General features: G+C 32.5%; 20 protein-coding genes. 10 read left to right on the top strand and 10 right to left on the bottom strand.

Going from position 1 to position 22929, the window contains the following annotated elements; genetic code table 11:
- Positions 1 to 53 precede the first annotated feature (53 nt).
- Genes FUA26_RS15405 through tsaB form a run of 6 tightly spaced genes read left to right on the top strand, consistent with a single transcriptional unit; the run spans position 54 to position 6373 of the window.
- Positions 54 to 755, top strand: a complete 702-nt coding sequence (locus FUA26_RS15405; protein WP_147138184.1) for an ABC transporter ATP-binding protein — start codon at positions 54 to 56, stop codon at positions 753 to 755.
- On the top strand, positions 748 to 1977 hold the full coding sequence (locus FUA26_RS15400; RefSeq protein WP_147138182.1) for an ABC transporter permease: 1230 nt from the start codon (positions 748 to 750) through the stop codon (positions 1975 to 1977). Before FUA26_RS15405 ends, FUA26_RS15400 begins: the two co-directional genes overlap by 8 nt.
- A gap of 1 nt (position 1978) precedes the next feature.
- Entirely contained in the window at positions 1979 to 3223 is a 1245-nt protein-coding gene (locus FUA26_RS15395; RefSeq protein WP_147138179.1) for an ABC transporter permease, read from the top strand.
- A 13-nt stretch (positions 3224 to 3236) separates the two neighbouring features.
- Positions 3237 to 4364: an efflux RND transporter periplasmic adaptor subunit gene (locus FUA26_RS15390; RefSeq protein WP_147138176.1), complete on the top strand. Its 1128-nt coding sequence runs from the start codon at positions 3237 to 3239 to the stop codon at positions 4362 to 4364.
- Between the two features lie 7 nt (positions 4365 to 4371).
- Positions 4372 to 5694, top strand: a complete 1323-nt coding sequence (locus FUA26_RS15385) for a TolC family protein (protein WP_186826930.1) — start codon at positions 4372 to 4374, stop codon at positions 5692 to 5694.
- Between the two features lie 7 nt (positions 5695 to 5701).
- On the top strand, positions 5702 to 6373 hold the full coding sequence (gene tsaB, locus FUA26_RS15380) for a tRNA (adenosine(37)-N6)-threonylcarbamoyltransferase complex dimerization subunit type 1 TsaB (protein WP_147138171.1): 672 nt from the start codon (positions 5702 to 5704) through the stop codon (positions 6371 to 6373).
- 49 nt (positions 6374 to 6422) lie between these two features.
- On the opposite strand, the gene FUA26_RS15375 is transcribed toward tsaB, so the two are convergent.
- From FUA26_RS15375 to FUA26_RS15360, 4 genes are all read right to left on the bottom strand, one after another.
- The gene (locus FUA26_RS15375; RefSeq protein ID WP_147138169.1) at positions 6423 to 7235 is read right to left on the bottom strand and encodes a mechanosensitive ion channel family protein; all 813 of its coding nucleotides are present in this window, start codon (positions 7233 to 7235) and stop codon (positions 6423 to 6425) included.
- A gap of 141 nt (positions 7236 to 7376) precedes the next feature.
- A complete protein-coding gene (locus FUA26_RS15370) occupies positions 7377 to 9413 on the bottom strand; it encodes a thioredoxin domain-containing protein (RefSeq protein WP_147138166.1) in 2037 nt (678 codons plus the stop codon).
- A 161-nt stretch (positions 9414 to 9574) separates the two neighbouring features.
- A complete protein-coding gene (locus FUA26_RS15365; RefSeq protein WP_147138163.1) occupies positions 9575 to 9775 on the bottom strand; it encodes a dodecin family protein in 201 nt (66 codons plus the stop codon).
- A gap of 73 nt (positions 9776 to 9848) precedes the next feature.
- Complete coding sequence (locus FUA26_RS15360; protein ID WP_147138161.1) at positions 9849 to 10751, bottom strand: NifU family protein; 903 nt, start codon at positions 10749 to 10751, stop codon at positions 9849 to 9851.
- 174 nt (positions 10752 to 10925) lie between these two features.
- On the opposite strand from FUA26_RS15360, the gene FUA26_RS15355 reads away from it, so the two are divergent.
- Positions 10926 to 11930, top strand: a complete 1005-nt coding sequence (locus tag FUA26_RS15355; protein WP_147138158.1) for a PorP/SprF family type IX secretion system membrane protein — start codon at positions 10926 to 10928, stop codon at positions 11928 to 11930.
- 51 nt (positions 11931 to 11981) lie between these two features.
- Here the strand turns inward: FUA26_RS15355 and FUA26_RS15350 are convergent, their stop codons facing one another.
- Positions 11982 to 13145, bottom strand: coding sequence for a vWA domain-containing protein (locus FUA26_RS15350; protein WP_147138156.1), 1164 nt, complete (start codon positions 13143 to 13145; stop codon positions 11982 to 11984).
- Between the two features lie 261 nt (positions 13146 to 13406).
- Here FUA26_RS15350 and FUA26_RS15345 point away from each other — a divergent pair, with 261 nt between their 5' ends.
- From FUA26_RS15345 to FUA26_RS15335, 3 genes are all read left to right on the top strand, one after another.
- A complete protein-coding gene (locus tag FUA26_RS15345) occupies positions 13407 to 15545 on the top strand; it encodes a histidine kinase (RefSeq protein ID WP_246109156.1) in 2139 nt (712 codons plus the stop codon).
- Between the two features lie 19 nt (positions 15546 to 15564).
- Entirely contained in the window at positions 15565 to 16299 is a 735-nt protein-coding gene (locus FUA26_RS15340) for a LytR/AlgR family response regulator transcription factor (protein WP_147138151.1), read from the top strand.
- Positions 16300 to 16382: 83 nt separating this feature from the next.
- Complete coding sequence (locus FUA26_RS15335; protein ID WP_147138148.1) at positions 16383 to 16898, top strand: gamma carbonic anhydrase family protein; 516 nt, start codon at positions 16383 to 16385, stop codon at positions 16896 to 16898.
- 99 nt (positions 16899 to 16997) lie between these two features.
- On the opposite strand, the gene murI is transcribed toward FUA26_RS15335, so the two are convergent.
- The 5 genes from murI to FUA26_RS15310 all read right to left on the bottom strand — a co-directional run bounded on the left by murI (position 16998) and on the right by FUA26_RS15310 (position 22928).
- Positions 16998 to 17774: a glutamate racemase gene (gene murI / locus FUA26_RS15330; protein WP_147138145.1), complete on the bottom strand. Its 777-nt coding sequence runs from the start codon at positions 17772 to 17774 to the stop codon at positions 16998 to 17000.
- A gap of 121 nt (positions 17775 to 17895) precedes the next feature.
- Entirely contained in the window at positions 17896 to 18405 is a 510-nt protein-coding gene (locus FUA26_RS15325; protein ID WP_317131287.1) for an OmpH family outer membrane protein, read from the bottom strand.
- Positions 18406 to 18434: 29 nt separating this feature from the next.
- Positions 18435 to 19433, bottom strand: coding sequence for an OmpH family outer membrane protein (locus FUA26_RS15320; RefSeq protein WP_147138142.1), 999 nt, complete (start codon positions 19431 to 19433; stop codon positions 18435 to 18437).
- A gap of 125 nt (positions 19434 to 19558) precedes the next feature.
- Positions 19559 to 22255, bottom strand: a complete 2697-nt coding sequence (locus tag FUA26_RS15315; protein WP_147138139.1) for a BamA/OMP85 family outer membrane protein — start codon at positions 22253 to 22255, stop codon at positions 19559 to 19561.
- Complete coding sequence (locus FUA26_RS15310; RefSeq protein WP_147138136.1) at positions 22188 to 22928, bottom strand: isoprenyl transferase; 741 nt, start codon at positions 22926 to 22928, stop codon at positions 22188 to 22190. Before FUA26_RS15310 ends, FUA26_RS15315 begins: the two co-directional genes overlap by 68 nt.
- Position 22929 lies beyond the last annotated feature (1 nt).

Genomic DNA, 22929 nt, shown 5'->3' with positions numbered 1-22929 from the left:
GTGTTGGTAGTCTAATTTTTAAGTGCGCTAATAACACCATAACCAATCAAGAAATGTTAGAAATAAAAAACTTGCACAAATCCTATCCCATTGGAGATTCTAGTTTACACGTTTTAAAAGGCATTAATCTTTCTGTAAAAGAGGGCGAAATGGTAGCAATTATGGGGTCTTCGGGCTCAGGTAAATCTACACTTTTAAATATTATTGGTATGCTAGATGAAGCAGATTCAGGAGACTATATTCTTGATGAACTTCCAATTAAAAACCTTACCGAAAAAAAAGCAGCTGTTTACCGTAATAAGTTTTTAGGGTTTATTTTTCAATCTTTCAATCTTATAAATTATAAAAATGCCCTAGAAAATGTGGCTTTACCACTTTATTATCAGGGTATGAAGCGTAAACAACGACAAGAGAAAGCCTTGTTTCATTTAGAAAAAGTAGGGTTGGCAGATTGGGCACATCATTTACCAAAAGAACTTTCAGGCGGACAAAAACAACGTGTAGCCATTGCACGTGCTTTAGCAGCAAACCCTAAACTACTATTGGCCGATGAGCCAACAGGAGCTTTAGATACTGCAACATCTCATGAAATTATGGCGTTTATTCAGCAGTTAAATGACGAAGGAAAAACCATTTTAATGGTTACACATGAAGAAGATATTGCAAGTATGTGCAAACGTATTGTTAGGCTAAAAGATGGCGTAATAATGGAAGATAAACCAGTAACACAAGTTAGAGCTAGCCAATATGTTTGATTTAGACCTTTGGAGAGAAATATTTCAAAGTATTAACAAAAACAGAACCCGTAGTTTACTCTCTGGGTTTACAATAGCATTTGCTATTTTGCTTTTTGCCATATTGTTTGGTATAGCAAACGGGTTGCAAAACACATTTAAAGAGGCATTTGGTTCTGATGCCAGAAATGCTATTATGATTTTTCCTGGTAGAACAACCAAAGCGCATAAAGGGTTACAAGCAGGCAGACGTATTCAGTTTAAAGATGAAGATTATAATATGCTTTTAGATGAGTTTGGAGATAAAGTGCAATACATCACATCAAAAGTAAACCGAAATGCAAGCGCATCATACAAAGGCGAGAGAAACAATTATGAGCTTAGAGCAATTCATCCAGAATATATGTTTATTGAAAACAATAAAATTAAATCTGGTCGCTACATTAACCAACATGATTTAGATAATAAAACCAAAGTAGTTGTAATAGGTAAAGTAGTTGAAGAAGAACTTTTTATAAAAGAAGACCCTATTGGCAAATACATTGATTTAAGTGGCATACCTTATAAAATAGTAGGTGTTTTTACTGATGATGAAGGTGATAATGAAGAAAGCGTAATTTACATGCCTTTAACTACAGCACAATTTGTGTATGGTAATAATGATTTTGTAGATATGATGCACCTAACATATAACCCAAAGTTAAGTTATGATGCTGCCATTAATTTTGGAAACTCCATCACAAAATCTTTAAAAGATAAATTTAGTGTTGCAGAAAATGATCAACGTGCCATAAGGCTTTTTAATTTAGCAGAAGGCACAAAAGCTGTTAACCAAATGATGGTAGGTTTGAGCTTTATAATATTAATAATAGGTTTTGGTACCTTAATAGCGGGTATTGTTGGGGTAAGTAATATTATGATATTTATTGTTAAAGAACGTACAAAAGAAATAGGAATTAGAAAGGCGTTGGGTGCTTCGCCAAAATCTATAGTATCCATTATTTTAATAGAATCTATTTTAATAACGGCCATAGCGGGCTATTTCGGTTTGCTAATAGGTATGGGTGTTTTAGAGTTGGTTGCACCCTATTTAGAGGCCTATTTTATAAAAGACCCCAGCGTTAGTAGTGGTTTAGTAATTGGCGCCACATTAACCCTAATATTAGCAGGTGCATTGGCAGGTTATTTTCCAGCCAAAAAAGCATCAAGAATTAAACCAATAGTAGCCTTAAGAAACGATTAATATGTTTAAGTTTTTATTTGATAGAGATACTTGGCAAGAAGTTTTTGATAGCTTTAGCAAAAACAAATTAAGGTCTGTGCTAACTATGGTTGGCGTTTGGTGGGGTATTTTACTGCTTATTGGGTTATTAGGTTCTGCCAGAGGTTTAGAAAATGCATTTAACAGGCTATTTGGAGATTTTGCAACAAACAGTGTGTTTATTTGGGGGCAAAGTACTGGTATACCCTTTAAAGGGTTTCAAGAAGGCAGACGCGTTCAACTATCGTTAACCGATACAAAAAAGGTTGAAGAAAATATTGAAGGTATTGAGTTTGTAGTACCCAGAAACTTAAGGCAAACAAGTGTAACTCGTAAATTTCAATCAGGTAATTTTAGAGTAGCGGGCGATTATCCGTTACTTGATATGGTTGAAAAAAAACGACTGCTAAACGGACGCTTTATCAATCAAAATGACATTAATAACAAACGCAAAGTGGCTGTTATTTCCGAAGATATTTACAAACAACTCTTTGAAAAGAAAGAACAAGCTGTAGGGCAATACATTTTAATAAACAACATAAATTTTAAAGTTATTGGTGTGCACAAACTATCAAATGTAAATATGGGGCCGCCCATAGATATGCACATACCCTTTACCACATTTCAGCAAATATTTAATCAAGGTGACAAAATAGGTTGGGTAATGATTACCGGAAAGCCAGATTATGACATTGTTCAAATTGAACAAGACAGTAAATTATTACTTAAAAATTTAAACAACATTCACCCAGATGATAAACGTGCCTTTGGTAGCGCCAACGCAGGAAAAGAGTTTGGTAAAGTAACAGGTTTTTTAACGGGCATGCAGTTTTTAACATGGTTTGTTGGTATAGCAACCTTAATAGCTGGTGTTTTTGCTATTGGTAATATATTACTAATAACCGTTAGAGAGCGCACCAAAGAAATTGGTGTTAGGCGTGCTTTAGGGGCAACACCTTTTGAAATTAAAAGACAAATTGTGGTTGAAGCCGTTTTTTTAACATTAGTTGCGGGTATTTTAGGTATTATAACAGGCGGGTGGATATTAATACTTTTAGATCATCTTTTTGGTCAAGGTGATGATGCTGCCATAGTAAACGCATCAGTATCAATTTTAGTAGTTTTTATAGCATTATTTATATTGGTGGTATTAGGTACATTAATTGGTTTAATACCAGCCTTTAAAGCAACAAGCGTAAAACCAATAGAAGCATTAAGAGAAGAATAAACAATCAAAAAAAATGAATAAAACAGTAAAACTTATTTTTGTTTTAGTAGCCATTGTGCTACTGGCATTTGTGTTAAAGTATTTTGTAAGTGCCAACTCTAAAGCTATTGAAGAGTTTAAAGTACAAGAGCCATTTTACACAGCAATTAATACAAAAGCAGTTGCAACAGGTAAATTAAATCCAGAAGAAGAAATTGAATTAAAACCACAAATTTCGGGTATTGTAGACCAAATTATTGTTGAAGAAGGTGATGTTGTAAAAAAAGGAGATTTAATTGCAAAAATTAGAGTAGTACCTAATGAACAAAGTTTAGCAAATGCTAAAAGTAGAATTGCAACAGCAAAATTATCATTTGAAAACGCTTCAACTAGATATTCAAGAGATAAAAAACTATTTGATAAAGGTGTAATTTCAGTACAAAACTTTGAAGATAGTGAGTTATCATACAACCAAGCAAAAGAATCTTTAGCTCAAGCACAGAATGATTACCAAATTATAAAACGCGGGTCAATATCTGGTGGCGGTTCTGCAAACACAAATATTATAGCTCAAATATCGGGTACAATTTTAGAAATTCCTGTACGTGAAGGTGATCAAGTTATTCAAAGTAACAATTTTAACGCCGGTACAACCATTGCAACTATTGCCGATATGAGCAATATGATTTTTGAAGGAAAAGTTGATGAATCTGAAGTTGGAAAACTAGAAGAAGGCAAAAAAATTAGTGTGGTACTTGGTGCTATTGATGATAAAGAATTTCCGGCAACCTTAACCTTTGTTGCTCCTAAAGGTAAAGAAGAAAACGGTGCCGTACAGTTTACAATTAAAGCTAACGTTACAATAGACGAAACCACTAATGTAAGAGCTGGTTACAGTGCCAATGCCGAAATTGATATTGAAGGAAAAGACAGTGTTTTAGCCATTAAAGAAGCTTTATTACAATACAACCGAATTACCGATAAACCCTTTGTTGAAATTCAGAAAGAAGATGGGGCTTTTAAAAAGAAAAACGTAAAGACAGGTATTTCCGACGGGATAAATATTGAAATTATTGAAGGTGTTGAAGAAGGAGACAAAATAAAGGTTTGGAACAAAGCCTCTGAAGAAGACAATAAAAAGGAAGATGAAGATAAAGACTAACACATCAATGAAAAAACAACTTTTTATAGCGCTATTTTGCATGTTTATAGCACAAACATTTGCGCAGCAAAAAAAATGGACATTACAAGAATGTGTAAATCACGCTTTAGAAAATAACATTACCATAAAGCAAAGTGAAAACAATTTGTTGTCTGGTGAGCAAGATGTAATTGCGGCAAAAGGGCAATTTTTACCATCGGTTAATGCAAACATAAATCAAAATTTAAGTTTGGGAAATAGAGAATTGTTTCCAGGTCAATTTGTTGATAGAACAGATAATAGTACCAGTATAGGTTTAGGTGCTAACCAAACAATATTTAATGGGTTTAGGTTAACTAACCTTTACAAACAGTCTAAATTAAATCTAGAAACAAGTAAAATAGAATTAGATAGAATTAAGGACGATATATCATTAAACGTTGTTAATTCGTATTTAAATGTTTTATTTAATATTGAGAATTTAGAAGCTGCTAAAGCACAGTATGAATTTTCAAAAAAACAATTAGAACAAGTAAAAGAATTGGTTGATGCCGGTGTGCAACCAAGAGTTAATATTTATGATACTGAGGCTACTTTAGCCAATGATGCACAAAATGTTACGGTGGCAGAAAATAATTACACCCTAGCATTACTAACATTATCACAATTATTACAGTTGCCTTTTGAAGGTTTTAATGTAGAATTATTAGAAATAGATACACCTTCAGAAGCCTTGTTGTACAGTGATATTAAACCAATTTTAGCATATGCACTAGAGAATAGAAATGAAATAAAAGCAGCCGAAAAGCGTGTTGAAAACGCAACCTTGGGTACAGAAATTTCAAAATCTGGTTATTTCCCAATATTAAGTTTTAATTACGGGTTTGGTTCAAATGCTTTCTTTTCAAACTTATTAGAAAATGAAGCATCGTTTTTTAGGCAATTAAATGATCAGAAATCTCACCGGTTTTCTTTAAGTTTAAATGTGCCTATTTTTTCAAGATATCAAAATAAAACATCGGTAGCTAAATCTGAAATTCAAGAAGAAAATTCAAAATTAAATTTACAGCAAGCTAAAATAGATTTAGAAGCTAATATACAACGCGCTTTTACTGATGCCCAAGCAGCTTTTAAAACGTATGAAGCCAGTAAAAAATCATTAGAATCGCAAAAATTAGCCTTTAATAACGCTCAAGAACGCTATAATATTGGGGTTATGAATGTTTTTGAATTAGAGCAATCTAGGGTTCGTTTTATTAATGCACAATCATCTTTAATAAATGCTAAATACGATTTTGTTTTTAAAACAAAAATTTTAGACTTTTACATGGGTAAAACGTTATTAAATTAAAAAGAAATTGGCTTTAATACTTAGCATAGAAACGGCAACTACAAATTGTTCAGTGTCTGTTTCAAAAGAAGGAAAAACCATTGCGTTAAAAGAAGATAGTAGAAACGGATATTCACACGCCGAAAAATTACATGTATTTATTGATGAAGCTTTAAAAGAAGCTAATATTGAAAAAACAGATTTAGATGCCATAGCGGTAAGCAAAGGCCCAGGTTCATATACAGGCTTAAGAATAGGTGTTTCTGCAGCAAAAGGTTTAGCCTTTGCGTTAAACATACCTTTAATTTCAGTACCAACATTATCTGTTTTAGCACAACAAGTTAATATTGAAACGGGTGTCGTAGTTGCCATGTTAGATGCCAGAAGGTTAGAGGTATATTCAGCAATTTTTAATGCAGCACAAAGCCAAATTAGAGACACACAAGCACAAGTTTTAAATGAGGCATCATTTGTACAGTACTTAAATGAAGGTACAGTGCATTTTATTGGTGATGGTGTAACTAAAACAAAGGAACTTATAAGTAACCCTAATGCAGTGTTTATAGAAGGTAAGTTACCATCGGCAAATGAAATGAGTGTGTTGGCGTTTGAAAAGTTTAAAAATAATGCTTTTGAAGATGTAGCTTATTTTGAACCTTATTATTTAAAAGATTTTGTGGCTATTAAGCCAAAACAATAAAAAAAAGACCTGAAATTTCAGGTCTTTTTTGTTTAGAGCACATTTAAAATTACTCTTTATGTATTTCAACTTGATGTGGGTAAGGAATTTCAATTCCAGCAGCATCAAGCGCTTCTTTGGTTTGCTCAGTTACATCAAAGTAAACAGTCCAATAATCATCTGTTTTACACCAAGGTCTTACGGCAAAATTAACAGAACTATCGGCAAGTTCTAATACAGTTACGGCAGGTGCCGGATCTTTTAATACTTTTGGGTGCGATGTTAACACATTCATTAAAACCTCTTTGGTTTGTTTAATATCGGCATCATAGCTTACGCCAAAAACTAAGTCTACACGTCTTGTGCCTTCTGTAGAATAGTTTATAATATTACCGTTAGATAAAGCACCGTTAGGTATAATTATTTCACGGTTTGATAAACCGGTTAATTTAGTTGTAAAAATTTCAATTTCTTTAACTACACCAATTTGACCTTGTGCTTCAATTAAATCTCCAATACGTATAGGTTTAAAAATCATTAATAACACACCTCCAGCAAAATTTCCTAATGAACCTTGTAAAGCCATACCAACAGCTAAACCTGCAGCAGCTAAAATGGCAGCAAATGATGTGGTTTCAACACCAAGTTTTGCAAGTATTGCTAGAATTAGTAATATTTTTAAAACCCAACCAAGTAAGTTTAGTAAAAACTTTTGAAGGCTTTCTTCGTAATTGCTTTTAGCCATTACTTTTTTTGTGGTGTTTAAGAGTCTTTTAATTACCCACGAACCCACAATCCAGATAACAATAGCAGCAACTACTCTAAGGCCATATTCAGCAGCTAAATTTATCCATTTTTCGGTATCAATGTTGTCAAAATTCATAATTTGATGTTTTTGTTAGTGTTTAAAATTAATAACTATTATATGTTTTATAGATTTTACAACGTGAAAATATTGTTAAATGAAGTGTTTAGCTTCAATGTGAATTAAGACACAAAATCTTTTAAATTGTCACGTTTAAGGTTATTCTTTTATAAACTCAATAGCTTTTTCAACAGCGCTTACAGGTAATTTACAAGCTTTGTTAACACATACATAAATTAGTGTAGCGTTTGGGTTGTAGCGGTTTAAAAGTAATGGCATATTACTTTCAGTTGTGCTTCCTGCAATTAATTTATTGGGTAAATATGTTTGGTTTAATGCTGCAATTTTTTGTGGTGCATTTGTACCTACAACGGCAACTTCATAATATGGGTTTGTGTAGTTTAGCATTAAATCTAACCAATTTGAGTAGCCTGAAGCATAATCTTGTATTTCGGGTTTTATATTATTAAGCATTGTAATTGCTGTTTTATTGAAATGCTCATTATCAAAATAATGACCAAGTTTAAATAAATTTTTAGCCATTATAGAGTTGCTTCCAGGAATTACATTATCTCTGTATTCAATACTTCTTGATACTAATGATGCATCTTCATTTGATGTAAAAAAGAACATATTACTGGTTTCATCAAAAAAGTGATCAAATGTATAGTTGGTTAAATCTCTGGCGGTATTAAGCCACTTAGTATCTAAAGTATTTTCATAAAGCGCAATAAAAGCATCAATAACAGTTACGTAGTCTTCCATATAACCATTTATTTTACTTTTGCCTTCTTTGTAGGTATGATATAAGCCACCATCAGTTTTCATCATTTTATTACTAATAAAATTAGCATTTTTTAAGGCAGTTGCTAAATACTCTGGATTTTGAAAAACACGATATGCATCAATATAACCTTTAAGCATAAGTCCGTTCCATGAGGCTAAAGTTTTATCATCTAACCTTGGTTTTGGGCGTTTATTACGGGTTTTTAAAAGTAAGCTTTTCCAATGGCTAACTTTTTCTTGTAAAGTTTCAAGAGTAATTTTATGTTTTTTAATGAATGTAGCATCATCTTCATTTCTAATTAAAACATAGTTATTGTGCTCCCAAATACCGTAGTTGTTAATGTTGAAATAATCTGAAAATAAATCAAAATCATTACCCAAAAGCATTTGAAGTTCGGGTTTATTCCATACATAAAAAGCACCTTCTTCTAATGTGCCTTCGGTGTTATTGCTATCGGCGTCTAATGAGGCGTAAAAAGCACCTTCATTGGTTGTCATTTCGCGCGCTATAAAAGCAAGTGTTTCTTCAACAGTTTGTTTGTAAAGGTTGTTTTTTGTTAGCAAATAAGCATCGGCATACAAACTTACCAATTGTCCGTTATCATAAAGCATTTTTTCAAAATGAGGAACATGCCATTTAGTATCTACAGAATAGCGAGCAAAACCACCCCCAACATGATCAAAAACACCACCATGTGCCATTTTAGTAAGTGTAAGGTTTACGTAGTTTAAAAGTTTTTTATTATTAGTTTGGTGGGCATAGCGCAATAAAAAATGATAGTTATTAGGCATCATAAATTTAGGCGCTCTGTTAAGGCCTCCCAATTGATGGTCAAATTGCTGAGACCAAGTGTTTACAGCGTTTTCAATAAAAGCAGTTTCAAAAGTAGGGGCGTTTGTATTAAGCGTTACCATATCAAGGCTTTTTAAGCCTTTGGCAACATTATTGGCTTGTTGTAAAAGTTTTTCGGGGTTTTCTTGGTGTAGTTTAGTTATTTGTTCTAAAATGCTTATCCATTGTTCTTTTGGAAAATATGTGCCGCCCCAAACGGGTCTGCCATCGGGTAAAGCTACTACATTTAAAGGCCAACCGCCACTACCTGTCATTAATTGTACCGCATTCATGTAAGCTTGGTCTACATCAGGCCTTTCTTCTCTATCAACCTTAATATTTATAAAATTTTTATTCATTACTGCAGCAACTAAACTATCTTCAAAACTTTCGTGTTCCATAACGTGGCACCAATGGCAAGCCGAATATCCTACACTAATTAGCATAAGTTTTTCTTCGGTTTTTGCTTTTTCTAAAGTTGCATTATTCCAAGCTTCCCAATTAACGGGGTTGTGGGCATGTTGCAGTAAATAAGGGCTTGTTTCGTTTATAAGGTTATTAGTAAATTTATGTGTCATTGTATCAGACGTTTTGTTTTTGCAGCCCCAAAAGGCCATACAAAGTACAGAGGTTATTAATATTAGGTTTCGCATAGTTTCAAAAGTAAACATAAATAAATGAAAAAAGCACTCCGTAGAGTGCTTTAAATATATATATGATTTGAGTAGATTGGGGGCAGCTATTCTAGTTCAAATGTTATTTTAAGATTTACTCTAAAATCTGTTACTTCACCGTCTTTTACACTTGCACTTTGATCTTGCACGTAAACCGAACGAATGTTAGTTAAACTTTTTGAAGCTTTTTTTACTGCTTTTTTTGTGGCATCTTCCCAACTTTTTTCAGAGTTAGATAAGACTTCTATAACTTTTAATACTGCCATGACATTTTATTTAAATTATACTTTTGTGTTTACTGTTTAGAAACAAAAAGAATAAAAAAGTCACATAAAAAGTTTAGCCATTTATAGCCTCTACCATTTCTACTTTACCAGGTAACATTTGTTTTAGCATATTTTCAATGCCATTTTTTAGTGTAAATGTTGATGATGGGCAACCACTACAAGCACCTTGTAGCAATACACTAACGTTTTTTGAAGTTTCGTTGTATGATAAAAACTGAATGTTTCCGCCATCACTAGCTACAGCGGGTTTTACGTATTCTTCAAGTATATTTACAATTTCTTTTGAAACATCGTCTAAAGCTTCAAAATTTGAATCTTTTTGTGCAGATGTTTTTTCTAATGTTTCGGCTGCTTCGGGTAACACAACATCTTTACCACTTTCAATAAATGTTTTAATGTATTCTCTAATTTCAACTGTTACATCTTGCCATTCAGCCATATCATACTTTGTGATAGACACGTAGTTTTCTTCAATAAAAACACTTTTTACAAATGGGAAATGAAAAAGCTCAGTTGCTAAAGGAGATAGTTTTGCTTCATCTATAGAGGTAAATTCAAATAAAGCTGTTACAATTTTTTTGTTGGCAACAAACTTCATAACAGCGGGGTTTGGTGTTGCTTCGGCATAAACGGTTACAGGTACTTTTTTAGGAGCCTCCGTTTCAGTTATTACAATGCCTCCGTTATTTAAATAGGCTTCAATTTGTTGAGCTACTTCGTCTTGTACATCGTTCCATTCAACAATATCAAAACGTTCAACAGCAACAAAGTTTCCTGAAATGTAAACCTTTTTTACAAACGGAAGATAAAATAATTGTTGTGCCAATGGCGAAGGTTTAGCGTCATCAATATTTTTAAATTCAAAGCTTTGATGCTTTGTTATAAATTGATTTACTTCAAATTTTATTATGGCTTTATTAGATGTTTCTTGCACAGAAACCTTGAAAGTATTCATTTTAGCTAATTTTTTACAAAAATACTAAAAGAAAACTTTAGATATCCATATATTTGATTGCTATGCTATAGATTTTTAACATAGCATAATAGAGTAAAACTTTATATGTTTTTTGTGTAATTTTTTAATAATCAAGACGTTTGATGTATACCAAACCTACTTGGTGAAAAGTTTATGAAATTAAAAAATATTTTTACATTGGCTATTGTGGTTATATTAACCAATATTGCCGTTTCACAAGAAGGCTTGCCTATTTATACTGATTATTTAACCGATAATTATTATTTAATACACCCTTCAATGGCCGGAGCCGCTAATTGTGCTAAGGTAAGGCTTACAGCACGCCAACAATGGTTTGGTCATGATGATGCTCCAAAACTTTTAACTATGAGTGTTAATGGTAGAATAGGAGATTCGCCATCAGGTATTGGAGGCATTGTATATGCTGATAAAAATGGGTTTCATTCGCAAAAAGGGGCTTATGCAACGTATGCACACCATATAATGTTTTCTAGAAGTGAAGTAGATTTAAATATGCTTTCATTTGGTTTAAGTGCTGGGTTTATTCAGTATCAATTAGATGAAACATCATTTTTATTTGATGGTCCAGATCCGTTAATTGATGGTATTGTGCAAAATGCCACTAATTTTAATATGGATTTTGGGTTTTCATATCAGTTTTTAGATTACTATGCCCATGCCACTGTTAAAAATATTCTTAATAACGAAGGGATAAATAAAGACCCCAATATAACCAGTAATTTAAGACGTTATTTAATTTCTGTTGGTGGTGTTTTAGGTAAATATGGAAGCCCATGGAGCTACGAGCCTTCTGTAATGTTACAATATAGAGATGCTACTGAAGAGGCTTCTATTGATATTAATGCTAAAGTGTATAGGCAAATGGATTTTGGTTCGCTTTGGGCAGGTTTATCATACCGAAATAGTTTTGATGGCGCCGAATATATAAGTACTAACACTGTAAATAGCCAAAGATTACAGCAAATAACACCGCTTGTTGGTGTAAATTATAAAAACTTTATGTTTGCTTATACGTACACACATCAGGCAAATTCTGTGGTTTATACCAATGGCGGATTTCATCAGTTTACTTTAGGTATTAATTTTGGTTGCCGAAGAGAACGTTACGATTGTAAATGTCCGGCAATTAATAATTAAATAATACTAACAATATAAAAAAGGCTCGTTTTAAAACGAGCCTTTTAGTTTTTATTTCCAAGTATAATTTTTCTTTTTGGCTTGGGTTTTTATAGCTTTTGTCATGGCGTTTTCTAAACCATTACTTGAATTAGCTTTACTTTTTTCAGAAATGTATCTACTGCGTTTGGCATGTAAATCTTGAATTTTTTTCTGAATTTCGGTTCTTTCTGCTTTCTTTTTAGCAATGTAAGCTTTAATTTCAGCTTTGTTTTTACCTTTTAAAACATCAGGCAGAGCTTCTTCTTTTAAAGTTTCAACAACTATTTCTTCATCTTCAACAGCATCAACTAAATCCCATGATTTATTTTTATATAAATGAGAACTTTTACTAATAGTACGTTTTACAGCATTGGCTTTACTGTAACCTTGGGCGTTAGCATCCTGTTCAGCCTGTAATGCCATTTTTGTAACGCCACGTTTACCGTAAGCAATGTATGTTTTGTTTAGTTGTTGGTTTAAAATTAATATAGCATCATCATACGGCGATGCTATGTGTACGGTGGCCTTATTGTGGTCTATAGCCATATAATTACCTTGTGTTAATTGAGCACCATCTTTCCAGTATGATGTTATGCCTTGGTTATAATTTCCGCAGAAAATAGTATTAACCGTTATATCTTTTTCATTAGCGTTTGTAGCGGCATCTTTATAGTTTATGTTGCCTTGTGTAAAAGGTTCGTTACCAGCAATAAAAATTCGTTTTAAATCATCAGGATTATTACCCCAATGAAGCTGATTTATGGATGTTTGAATAACCGCACCGCAATACTCATTACCGCCGTTTGTTGTTAATGAAAATAATTCTTTTGAAATATCATCTAAATCATCACTAAACGGAAGTACTTGCCTAATATAACCTTCGTTACTGTTAAGGCGGTCGTTTCCATATTCGTATAAAGCAATTTTTAAGTTAGGTTTTTTAGTGCCGCATTTAGCGTATGATAGTTCATTAACAATATCCCAAAGTTGTGCTTTTGCTTGGTCTATTAAACCATCCATACTGTTGCTAGTATCTAATAACAACGCTACTTTAATGAATTGCTTGTTAGGCTCAGAGTGTTGTGTTTTTATGGTGTTTGCTACAAGTTTAGTAGCTTTTTTGTTATGGCTATTACAAGCTAAAAAGCTAGATAATGCAATGCATAAAAATGCAAACTGAATACGTGTTTTCATAAGATTTGTTTTTTGATTTTTTTTCTGAAAGAATTTTTAATAGTACAGTAAAACTATAATTAAACATTCCTAAAAAAAATCAACAATGCGTAAACAGGCGTTTTGGGTGAGTTAAAACCTTAACGCATTTTGTAAGCATGCCTTTTTAATACTAAAAGACCCATAAAATGCAGATAGGCCATTTTATAAAACCAATTTAAGTGCGTAAGTTTAGCTGATATAAATTTGCACATGCACCAAGTTTTAAAAAATATAGGTTTTTTGCTCATAATATTCAGTGTAGCTATAATACATGGGCAAGTTTTACAAAACCAAACCAAATTTACGGTTAGAGGTAAAGTACTTGAGAGTGATACCCGTAACCCAATAACCAATGTTAATGTTGAAGTTAATGGCGGCGCTTACACAACTACCGATAACTTTGGTGAATTTAGAATTGAAGTCCGTATTGGAGATGAGCTTACAATAAGGCATAAAGATTTTGAAACCATTTATTATACTATAAAAAGTAGTGAACGTATTTTGGTTGAGGTTGAACCCGAAATTAATGCAATAACAGATAACGAATACCTTAGTAAACGCTCAAAAAAAATACAACCTCAGTTTAATTGGTATATAGACTCAGCCGAGGTGTATTTAAAAAACGATGCAAAAAAAAGCATCAATTTTGTAACACAAGCTTTAAAATTAAGCAATTCAAAAAAAGAAAATGCTCAGGCTTATGAAGTTCTAGCCGATGTTAACATGTACTGGAAGCAGTATGATTTAGCCATTTCTAACTATAATATAAGTTTAGAAAACGCAACAACCAATGCAGTTAAACTAAAACTGGCAAGCGCCTATAAAGAAAATAAAAATTATCAAGAAAGTATTCAGGTTTATAATAACATAAATAAAAGAGAGCTTTCAAATTATCAGTTGGTTACTTTACATGAAGGTTTGGGTAACGTTTACAAGGCAACCAAACAGTTTGATAAAGCTATAAGTGCCTACAATGTAGCTTTAAGCGTGGCTCAAAAACATATAATTACACCTAAAATAACCAATTTAAATTCTAAAATTGCTGAAGTTTACACAGAAAAAGGTGCTTTAAATGAAGCTGAAGGATTTTTTAATAAATCACTTAAACTGGCCGAAAGTGAAAACCCAAAACGTGCGGTTGAAGAAAAAATTAAAGTAGCCGATTTTAAAAACAAAAACAATAATTTTTCAAGCGAAATAAACCTAAGAAAACAAGCTTTAAAAGAAATTGAATCTATAGCGCAAGATACTGTTTTAAATAACCAAAGCCCGTTAACACCCCAACGTCAAAACTACAAAATAGGAAGCGCATATGCTTACCAAAATGATATTGGAAACGCTATTAAATATCTTGAAAAAAGTATTGAAGAAGCTGATGATAAAGAAGATTTAATTGTGCAAAAAGATGCTACCAGAAAGTTATCTGAAATTTATCGTGATGCCGGACAATTTGATAAAGCATTAATTGCTTATCAAAGTTATGTAGATTTGGTTGATAAGCTTTACATGAAAAAAGAGCAAGAAATATCGCAAGCCACAAAATTTAGTAAAGATTTGGTGGCTAAGCAAAATAGAATTAATAGTTTAGAGAGCCAAAAAACACTTGCAGATACTAAATATCAACTAAATACCGAGCAAACAAAACGTCAAAAACTTATAATTTACTCATTAATTGGTGGTTTGGTATTATTACTTATTGCAGCATTTTTAATGTATAAAAACATTAGGCAACAGCGTTTTGCAAATAATTTGCTAGCATTAAAATCGTTACGTAGTCAAATGAACCCGCATTTTATTTTCAATGCATTAAATTCTGTAAATAGCTTTATAGCTTTGAATGACGAACGGACGGCCAATAAATACCTATCAGATTTTTCAATGCTCATGCGCGCTGTTTTAGAAAATAGCGAGAAAGATTTTATTCCGTTAGAAAAAGAAGTTGAACTGCTTCAGCTTTACACAAAATTAGAGCATTTCAGGTTTAAAGATAAGTTTGATTACAATATACATGTTGATGAAAATATAACTATAAAAGATTTTGTAATTCCACCAATGTTATTACAACCTTACATTGAAAATGCTGTTTGGCATGGGTTGCGTTACAAGAAAACTGAAGGCCAGTTAAATATTGATATTTCACAAAAAACATCCAATGAAATAACAATTACAATTACAGATGATGGTATTGGTAGGGCTCAAAGTAAAGCCTTAAAAACACAAAATCAAAAAAAGCAAACCTCAACAGGAATGGGCAATATTAAAAAGCGTGTATCTATTTTAAATGAAATGTATAAAGATAAAGTAGATGTAGTTGTATCTAACTATAAAGCGTTAGAAGATACAGGAACCAAAGTAGTTGTAACACTAAAAAAATATTAAAGCCACAAACAAAACACCCATGAAACTAAACGCTATTATAGTTGAAGATGAACAAACTAGTAGAGATATTTTAAAAAGTTATCTAAATAAATACTGCCCAAATGTTACCGTTTTAGGTGAAGCTGAAAATATTGATGAAGCTTTAATTTTAATTAGAAACAACCAACTAGATGTGGTTTTTTTAGATGTTGAAATGCCCTATGGTAATGCCTTTGATTTATTAGATAAATTAGGCAGTGTAAATTTTGAAACTGTTTTTGTAACAGCCTATAATCATTATGCCATTGATGCTCTAAATGCCCATGCATCTTATTACTTAATGAAACCTATTTCAATTGATGAGCTTATAAAAGCTGTAGATTATGTAACAGATATTAAGATTAAAGAAAACGCCTTACAAGATCAGGTTTTGGTACCAAAAACAAATAGTGTTGAAGGTAAAATAACCATCCCGCAGTTAGATGGCTTTGAGGTTTTAAACACTCAAGATATTCTATTTTGTAAAGCCGATGATAATTATACCGAAATTCATTTAAATAACAGTAAAAAGAAAATAGTAAGTAAAACACTTAAATATTTTGAAGAAGCTTTAAACAATTCTAGCTTTGTAAGAGTACATAAAAGCTACTTGGTAAATGTAAAAGAAGTAGTAAAATATGTAAAAGGAAAGGGTGGAAGTGTTATTTTAAGTAACGGACAAGAAATTATAGTGTCAGCTTCAAAAAAAGCCAGTTTACTAGCTTATTTTAAGTAATACAGTCATTTACCATATCTTAAATAACAGAAAATAATAATATATCTATGCCCGTTTAAACACCAATAAAATAAAATGAAGTTATGCCAGTAATATTACCAGTAAGAGGTAAAACACCTCAAATACCCCAAGATTGTTTTGTAGCGCCAAATGCCACTATTGTTGGCGATGTTATTATGGGCGCCCAATGTAGTGTTTGGTTTAGCGCCGTTGTTCGTGGCGATGTCAATTTTATAAAAATGGGCAATAAAGTTAATGTACAAGACGGCGCCGTTATTCATGGCACTTTTGAAAAAGCGCCAACCACCATTGGTAATAATGTGTCTATTGGCCACAATGCATTGGTGCACGGTTGTACAATACATGATAATGTTTTGGTTGGCATGGGCGCCATTATTATGGATGGTTGTGTTGTTGAAAGTAATACTATAATAGCAGCTGGTGCTGTTATAACTCAAAACACTAAAGTGGAAGGGGGTAGCATATATGCAGGTGTGCCCGCTAAAAAAATAAAAGATATTAGCAAAGAACTTATTTCGGGTGAAATTAACCGTATAGCAGAAGCTTATATAAAATATTCTAGCTGGTTTAAAGAGTAATTGGGCGTTACCCAAGGGTCGCGCTTTCACTACTCAATCTTTTTGCGAAAAAGCAAAAAGGATTTCAAACAAACCGTTCAATCGCTAACGCAAAAGCCACTAAAAATCTAAATAATTAAGGTTGTAATCTTTTTCTAAAAGTAATTTTAAAACCTCTAAATTACCATTGGTGTAAAACGTATTAGCAGTGTTTTTTTCATAATTTAACAGGTCTAAACGCGTTAAAACAGCTTTAGTTTGTTTAGCTACCGCCTCACCAGAATCTATAATTTTCACGTGTTTTGGTAGTAGTTTTATAAGCTGTGGCATTAAATACGGGTAATGTGTACAGCCTAAAACCAAATAATCAATATTAGCCTGTATCATTGGTTTTAAGTATAGTTTTAAAAGCGCTGTCATTTCATTTGAGTGTAGTTTGCCGTTTTCAATTAAATCAACCAAACCTTCACCAACTTGTTCAATTACTTTTATATGGCTAGCAAATTTACCTGCTGTTTTTGAAAACAGTTCACTACTTAACGTACCCTGAGTTGCTAAAATACCAACAGCATTATTTTTGGTTTGTAAAGCTGCGGGTTTAATTGCAGGTTCAATACCAATAAAAGGTATGTTATAGGTGTTTCTTAAATAATCTATGGCATTAGTTGTTGCCGTGTTGCAAGCAACAACAATTATTTTACAACCTTTTTTTAATAGCAACTCTGTATTTTTAATAGAGAGTTTGGTAATGGCTTCTTTTCCCTTTGGCCCGTAAGGCGCATTAATACTATCAGCTAAATAAATAGTGTTTTCATTTGGTAAAAGTTTATGTATTTCTTTCCAAATAGATGTGCCTCCAACACCCGAATCAAAAATGCCAATAGGTTGTTTGCTCATAGGGTTCAATTTATAATAAATTTATTAAAATAAATGCTAATTAGGGGTTGTTTTGTTTAAAAGTAAACAAAAAAAAAGCAGCTATTAAAAGCTGCTTTTAGTTTGTTCAAACAAGGTTTTGTTATAGGCCTAATTCTTTCTTTACGTCATCTAATAAGTTTTTACCATCGGCTAAAATAGTAACACCAACAGATGAGTCTAAAACGTAATCATACCCTTGAGCTCTTGCTACTTTTAATATAGCAGCTTTTGCTTTCTCAGTAATAGGTTGTAATAAATCTACACGTTTTTTATCAATATTTTGAGCTGCATCTGCTTGAAATTGCTGAATGTTTTGTTGCATTGCTTGAATTTCTTGCCCTCTTTTAGCATTCTCTTCATCGGTTTTAGTGGCAGCTTCAGCTTCGTATTGTTTTACTTTGTTTTGAAACTCTGTAACAGAAGCTTGGTAATCTGTTTGATAAGTTTTTTGTAAAGCTTCAAGCTCTTTTTGAGCATTTTTCATTGCAGGCATTGCGGCAATTAACTCTTGAGTATTTATGTGGGCAACTTTACTTTGTGCTTGCGAAAAACTAATACTCCCTATACATACGGCCGTTGCTAATAAAATAGTTTTTAAGTGTTTCATCATTTTCTAAATTGTATTAATGTGTTATAAAATTATTTGTTTTGGTTTATACTATCGTTTTGTTTTTGGCGTTCTTCTAACGCTTTTTTACGTTCTTCTAATATTTGTTTTTTCTTTTCTTCTAATGCTTTTTTTCTAGCTTCTCTTTCGGCTAATTTTTTTTGCCTGTTTTCTTCTATTAACTGTTCTCTTGTTTTGGTTTCAGTTTTACCGCTTGTTGCTTTTTCTGCTTCAGTTTTATCTGCAGAGTTGTCTTTAGCGTTTAATTTATCTTGTTTAGCCTTTTCGCGTTCAGCTAATATTTTTTGACGTCTTTCTTCAGCAGCTTTAACTTTGGCTTCTCTTGCGGCAAGTTTTTCTTGTCTTGCTTTTTCAATAGCACTTTCGCGTTCTTTTTTCTTTTCTTCTAATGCTTTTGCTCTTGCTTCTTGTTCTAAATTTATTTCAGGCACTAACGTTTCATCTTTAGCTGCTTTTCGTTCAGCTTTAGATTGTGCTTGAGTTCTTTTAGAGGTTCTTGTTATGCTTCGTATTACGGTTTCGCTTACATCTAATACTTTGTTTGAAAATAGCATTGTACCGTTTGATGATTTATCAAAAATGAAGTCATACTTTCTGCTTGAAGCTATATCTTGTACTGCGGCAAAAATTTGGTCTTGAACGGGTTGCATAAGCTGTTTTTGCTGAATAAACAAATCGCCATTTGGTCCAAAACGTTTTTGCTGATAGTCTAAAATTTCTTTTTCTTCAAAGAAAATATCTTCTTCACGCTCATCAATAAGCTCTTTTGTTAAAAGTGCTTTTTCATTGCTTAAATTTTTGCGTTTTTGCTCAATAGCACTAAGTTTTTCTTGAATTTCGTTTTTCCAGCTATCAGCTTTTTGATTTAATTGAGCTAAGGCTTCTTGGTATTCAGGAACATTTTCTAAAATATACTCAGTGTCTACATAGGCAACTCTTACGCCACGTTGTGCGTTTAAAGATAAGCTTAGTAAAACCAATATCAGTAAATAAAGAACTTTGTTTTGCATCCTGTTTGTTTTTTTAAAATTGAATAACATCTTCAAAATTAACGAATTTTAATTGTAAAAATTTTAATTCTTTTGCAAAACATCAAACTGTTATTAGAAAATATCGTGCCAAAACTATTTTAGGGTTAAAATTGCTGACCAATTATGAAGTGTGTTTCCCAACCATTTTTCTCTGTTAACCCAGGAAGAGCGTCAAATCCATGACCAAAATCTATACCTAATAAACCAAAGGCAGGCATAAAAATTCTAACACCTAAACCAGCAGAACGTTTTATATCAAACGGACTGAAATCTCTAAAATTATTAAAAGAGTTTCCGCCTTCAATAAAAGCTAAACCGTAAATTTTGGCTGATGCTTTTAAGGTAATTGGGTAACGTAACTCTAATGAAAATTTGTTGTAAATAGTACCACCGTCTCTTGAAGCTTGCCCAGTTTGTTCGTCTAAAGGAGATAGTGATTGGTTTGGGTAACCACGTAATTGTACAGCTTCTCTACCATCTATTGTAAAGGTGCCTAAACCATCACCCCCAAGAAAAAAGCGTTCAAAAGGAATAACACCTCTGTTATTGTTATAGGCGCCTAAAAATCCAAACTCAACAAGTGGCCTTAATACTAAATTTTTTGCTAGTTGGTTGTACCATTCTCCTCTAAAGTTTATTTTGTAAAATTCTAGCCATTTATATTTTTCTTGGTCAATTTCAGATTGCCTGTTAACTGCATTATTGTATTCTGCCGTTTGCTCAACTGTTGGAGATGCTATGGCACCAAAATTATTAATAATGTCTTGTTTTGCATTACGTTCATCATCTAAAGCTTCGTAGTCTACACCATTTACTAATGAATACGGGAATGTTAGTTTTGCAGTTACTGAAAATTTAGAACCACCTGTAGGGAAAATAGGGTCTACAGAAGTGTTATCTCTACTTAAACCAACAGTATAAGCTAAGTTATTAGAGTACCCATCGCCAAATGTAAATAAGCCTACATTATAGTTGTTTAAATCATAACGTTGGTAGCTAATAGCGTTTGATAGTGTGAAGAAATCATCAGGCACTGTTAAGCGTTTTGCTAAACCAAAAGTAATACCAGTTATGTTAAAACTTCTGCTTTTATCTGCTCTACCATTAAAACTATTAAAAGAAAATTGTTTTGTATGTGATATTGATGTTGAAAACTGTACAGGTTTTTTACCACCTAGCCAAGGTTCAGAAAATTGAAAGCTATATGTTTGATACAATCTACTGGCTTGTAAACGCAATGCTAAACGTTGGCCATCGCCCATTGGTATTGGTTTGTAGGCTTCTTTTTTAAAGATATTTTTTAAAGAGAAGTTATTAAAAGACAGCCCCAAAGTACCAATAAAACCACCGCCACCGTAACCACCTTGTAGCTCTATTTGGCTAGATCCGGTTTCTTTTACAGAGTACTCCATGTCTATAGTGCCTTCAACAGGGTTTGGGTTGTTAAAGTTTGGGGCTATTTCTTGGGCATCAAAAAAGCCTAATTGCCCAAGCTCTCTAACGGTTCTTACAACATTTTGTTTGCTGTATAACATACCAGGGCGCGTTCTAAGCGTTCTGTAAATTACGTGGTCATTAGTTTTATCATTACCAACTACAGATACACTGTTAAAATAAGCGGGTTTGCCTTCTGTAATTCTAATTTCCATGTCAATAACATTGTTATCGGCACTGGTTTCAACTTGTCTTATGTTAGAAAATAAATATCCGTTGTTTTGGTATAGGTTTGTTAAATCATTACCATCGGGTTTAGAGTTGTCTGCAATACGTTTTTGTAGTAAAACACCATTGTATGTATCTCCTTTTCTTATACGAAGAATGTTGCTTAATTGCCTGTCTGTATATACGGTGTTTCCTATAAATTTAATGTCTCCAAAAGTGTAAAGTTCGCCTTCATTTACATCAATGTTTAAGGAGATTGTACCGTCGTTGTTGTAAATAATACTATCAGATATGATACGTGCATCTCTATAGCCGTTTTCTTTCATTTTATCTACAGCACTTGATAAATCGGCTTGATAAGCAGAATCAATAAACTTAGAACGTTTAAAAATGCGTAGTCTATTAATTTTTTTAGTGCTTTTCATGGCTTTTCTAAGCTGTTTATCACTTACAGCATTGTTACCATTAAAAGCTATGTCTTTAATTTTTACTTTTTCGCCTTTATCAATATTTAAAACCATATTAACACGTGATGTTTGTGTAGAATCTGTAACATCAATAGTGTTAATGTGTACTTTAGTATTTAAAAAGCCATCTTTTTTGTATTTTTTTGTAAGGAAGTTTTTAGTGTTTGTTATAAGGTTTTCAGTAACTTTTGTTCCTTTTTTAAGGTTGTTGTCTTTAATTATTTCTTCAACCTTACTTTTTTTAACACCATTAACTTTAAGCTCATTAAGTTGAGGTAAATCGGCTAATCTTATTTCAAGGTAAGCTATATCTTTTTCAATGTTTTTTACATAAACTTCAATGTTATTAAAAAGTTTTGTACCCCAAAGTTTTTTTATTGCCGCCCCTATTTCTTCACCAGGAATATTTATTTCTTTTCCTTCGCGTAAGCCCGAAAAATTTACAATTGTTTGCTCACTAAAGCTGGTATTACCTAAAACAGAAATACCACCAATAGTGTATTTTTTACTGGTGTCTAGGTTTTGAGCTTGTAATTTAACGCTACTTATTGAAACGGTTAGTAGTATTAATAAGAGCTTTAAGTATGTTTTATAAGGTATATAATTAGTTAAGTTGTTCACTTGTTTTCCCAAATCTTCTTTCTCTTTTTTGAAATTCAATAATAGCTTCATACAAATGTTCTTTTGTGAAATCTGGCCATAGTACATCTGTAAAATATAATTCTGCATATGCAATTTGCCAAAGCAAAAAATTACTAATGCGCTGCTCGCCACTGGTTCTAATAAGCAGGTCTACATCAGGTAAATCATGCGTGTAAAGATGCTCATTTATAATTGATTCGTCAATAGCTGCCGGCGAAATTATATTATTTTTAACTTTATTACTAATCTCTTTAACAGTATTTAATAATTCTTCTCTAGAGCCATAGCTTAATGCTAAGGTTAAAGTCATTCTAGTATTGGTTTTGGTTTTGTTTATAACCTCTAAAAGTTCGTTGTGCACTTTAGTTGGTAGTAAGCTTAAATTGCCAATAGCAGAAAGTTTTATGTTGTTGTCTTGTAGTGTGTTAATTTCTTTTTTTAGTGAAGAAATTAATAGTTTCATTAAGGCTTGAACTTCTAATTTCGGACGGTTCCAGTTCTCTGTTGAAAAGGCATAAAGGGTTAAATTTTGTACGCCAAGTTCGGCACAGTTTTCAACAGTTGTTCTAACCGATTTAGTGCCATTTTCATGCCCGAAAGCACGCATCATTCCTTGTTTTTTTGCCCAACGGCCATTGCCGTCCATAATTATGGCTATGTGTTTAGGAAGCGTTTTGCTTTGTATGCTTTCTTTTAAATTCATT

This window comes from Seonamhaeicola algicola, assembly GCF_007997385.1.
GTDB lineage: Bacteria > Bacteroidota > Bacteroidia > Flavobacteriales > Flavobacteriaceae > Seonamhaeicola > Seonamhaeicola algicola.
This window is presented reverse-complemented; position numbering and strand designations above follow the sequence as displayed.

What these genes read in the sequence shown, in the direction of transcription:
- FUA26_RS15405 (WP_147138184.1), top strand. Translation starts at nt 54, where the DNA reads ATGTTAGAAATAAAAAACTTGCACAAATCCTATCCCATTGGAGATTCT.
- FUA26_RS15400 (WP_147138182.1), top strand. Translation starts at nt 748, where the DNA reads ATGTTTGATTTAGACCTTTGGAGAGAAATATTTCAAAGTATTAACAAA.
- FUA26_RS15395 (WP_147138179.1), top strand. Translation starts at nt 1,979, where the DNA reads ATGTTTAAGTTTTTATTTGATAGAGATACTTGGCAAGAAGTTTTTGAT.
- FUA26_RS15390 (WP_147138176.1), top strand. Translation starts at nt 3,237, where the DNA reads ATGAATAAAACAGTAAAACTTATTTTTGTTTTAGTAGCCATTGTGCTA.
- FUA26_RS15385 (WP_186826930.1), top strand. Translation starts at nt 4,372, where the DNA reads ATGAAAAAACAACTTTTTATAGCGCTATTTTGCATGTTTATAGCACAA.
- FUA26_RS15375 (WP_147138169.1), bottom strand. Translation starts at nt 7,235, where the DNA reads ATGAATTTTGACAACATTGATACCGAAAAATGGATAAATTTAGCTGCT.
- FUA26_RS15370 (WP_147138166.1), bottom strand. Translation starts at nt 9,413, where the DNA reads ATGACACATAAATTTACTAATAACCTTATAAACGAAACAAGCCCTTAT.
- FUA26_RS15365 (WP_147138163.1), bottom strand. Translation starts at nt 9,775, where the DNA reads ATGGCAGTATTAAAAGTTATAGAAGTCTTATCTAACTCTGAAAAAAGT.
- FUA26_RS15360 (WP_147138161.1), bottom strand. Translation starts at nt 10,751, where the DNA reads ATGAATACTTTCAAGGTTTCTGTGCAAGAAACATCTAATAAAGCCATA.
- FUA26_RS15355 (WP_147138158.1), top strand. Translation starts at nt 10,926, where the DNA reads ATGAAATTAAAAAATATTTTTACATTGGCTATTGTGGTTATATTAACC.
- FUA26_RS15350 (WP_147138156.1), bottom strand. Translation starts at nt 13,145, where the DNA reads ATGAAAACACGTATTCAGTTTGCATTTTTATGCATTGCATTATCTAGC.
- FUA26_RS15340 (WP_147138151.1), top strand. Translation starts at nt 15,565, where the DNA reads ATGAAACTAAACGCTATTATAGTTGAAGATGAACAAACTAGTAGAGAT.
- FUA26_RS15335 (WP_147138148.1), top strand. Translation starts at nt 16,383, where the DNA reads ATGCCAGTAATATTACCAGTAAGAGGTAAAACACCTCAAATACCCCAA.
- murI (WP_147138145.1), bottom strand. Translation starts at nt 17,774, where the DNA reads ATGAGCAAACAACCTATTGGCATTTTTGATTCGGGTGTTGGAGGCACA.
- FUA26_RS15325 (WP_317131287.1), bottom strand. Translation starts at nt 18,405, where the DNA reads ATGATGAAACACTTAAAAACTATTTTATTAGCAACGGCCGTATGTATA.
- FUA26_RS15320 (WP_147138142.1), bottom strand. Translation starts at nt 19,433, where the DNA reads ATGCAAAACAAAGTTCTTTATTTACTGATATTGGTTTTACTAAGCTTA.
- FUA26_RS15315 (WP_147138139.1), bottom strand. Translation starts at nt 22,255, where the DNA reads ATGAAGCTATTATTGAATTTCAAAAAAGAGAAAGAAGATTTGGGAAAA.
- FUA26_RS15310 (WP_147138136.1), bottom strand. Translation starts at nt 22,928, where the DNA reads ATGAATTTAAAAGAAAGCATACAAAGCAAAACGCTTCCTAAACACATA.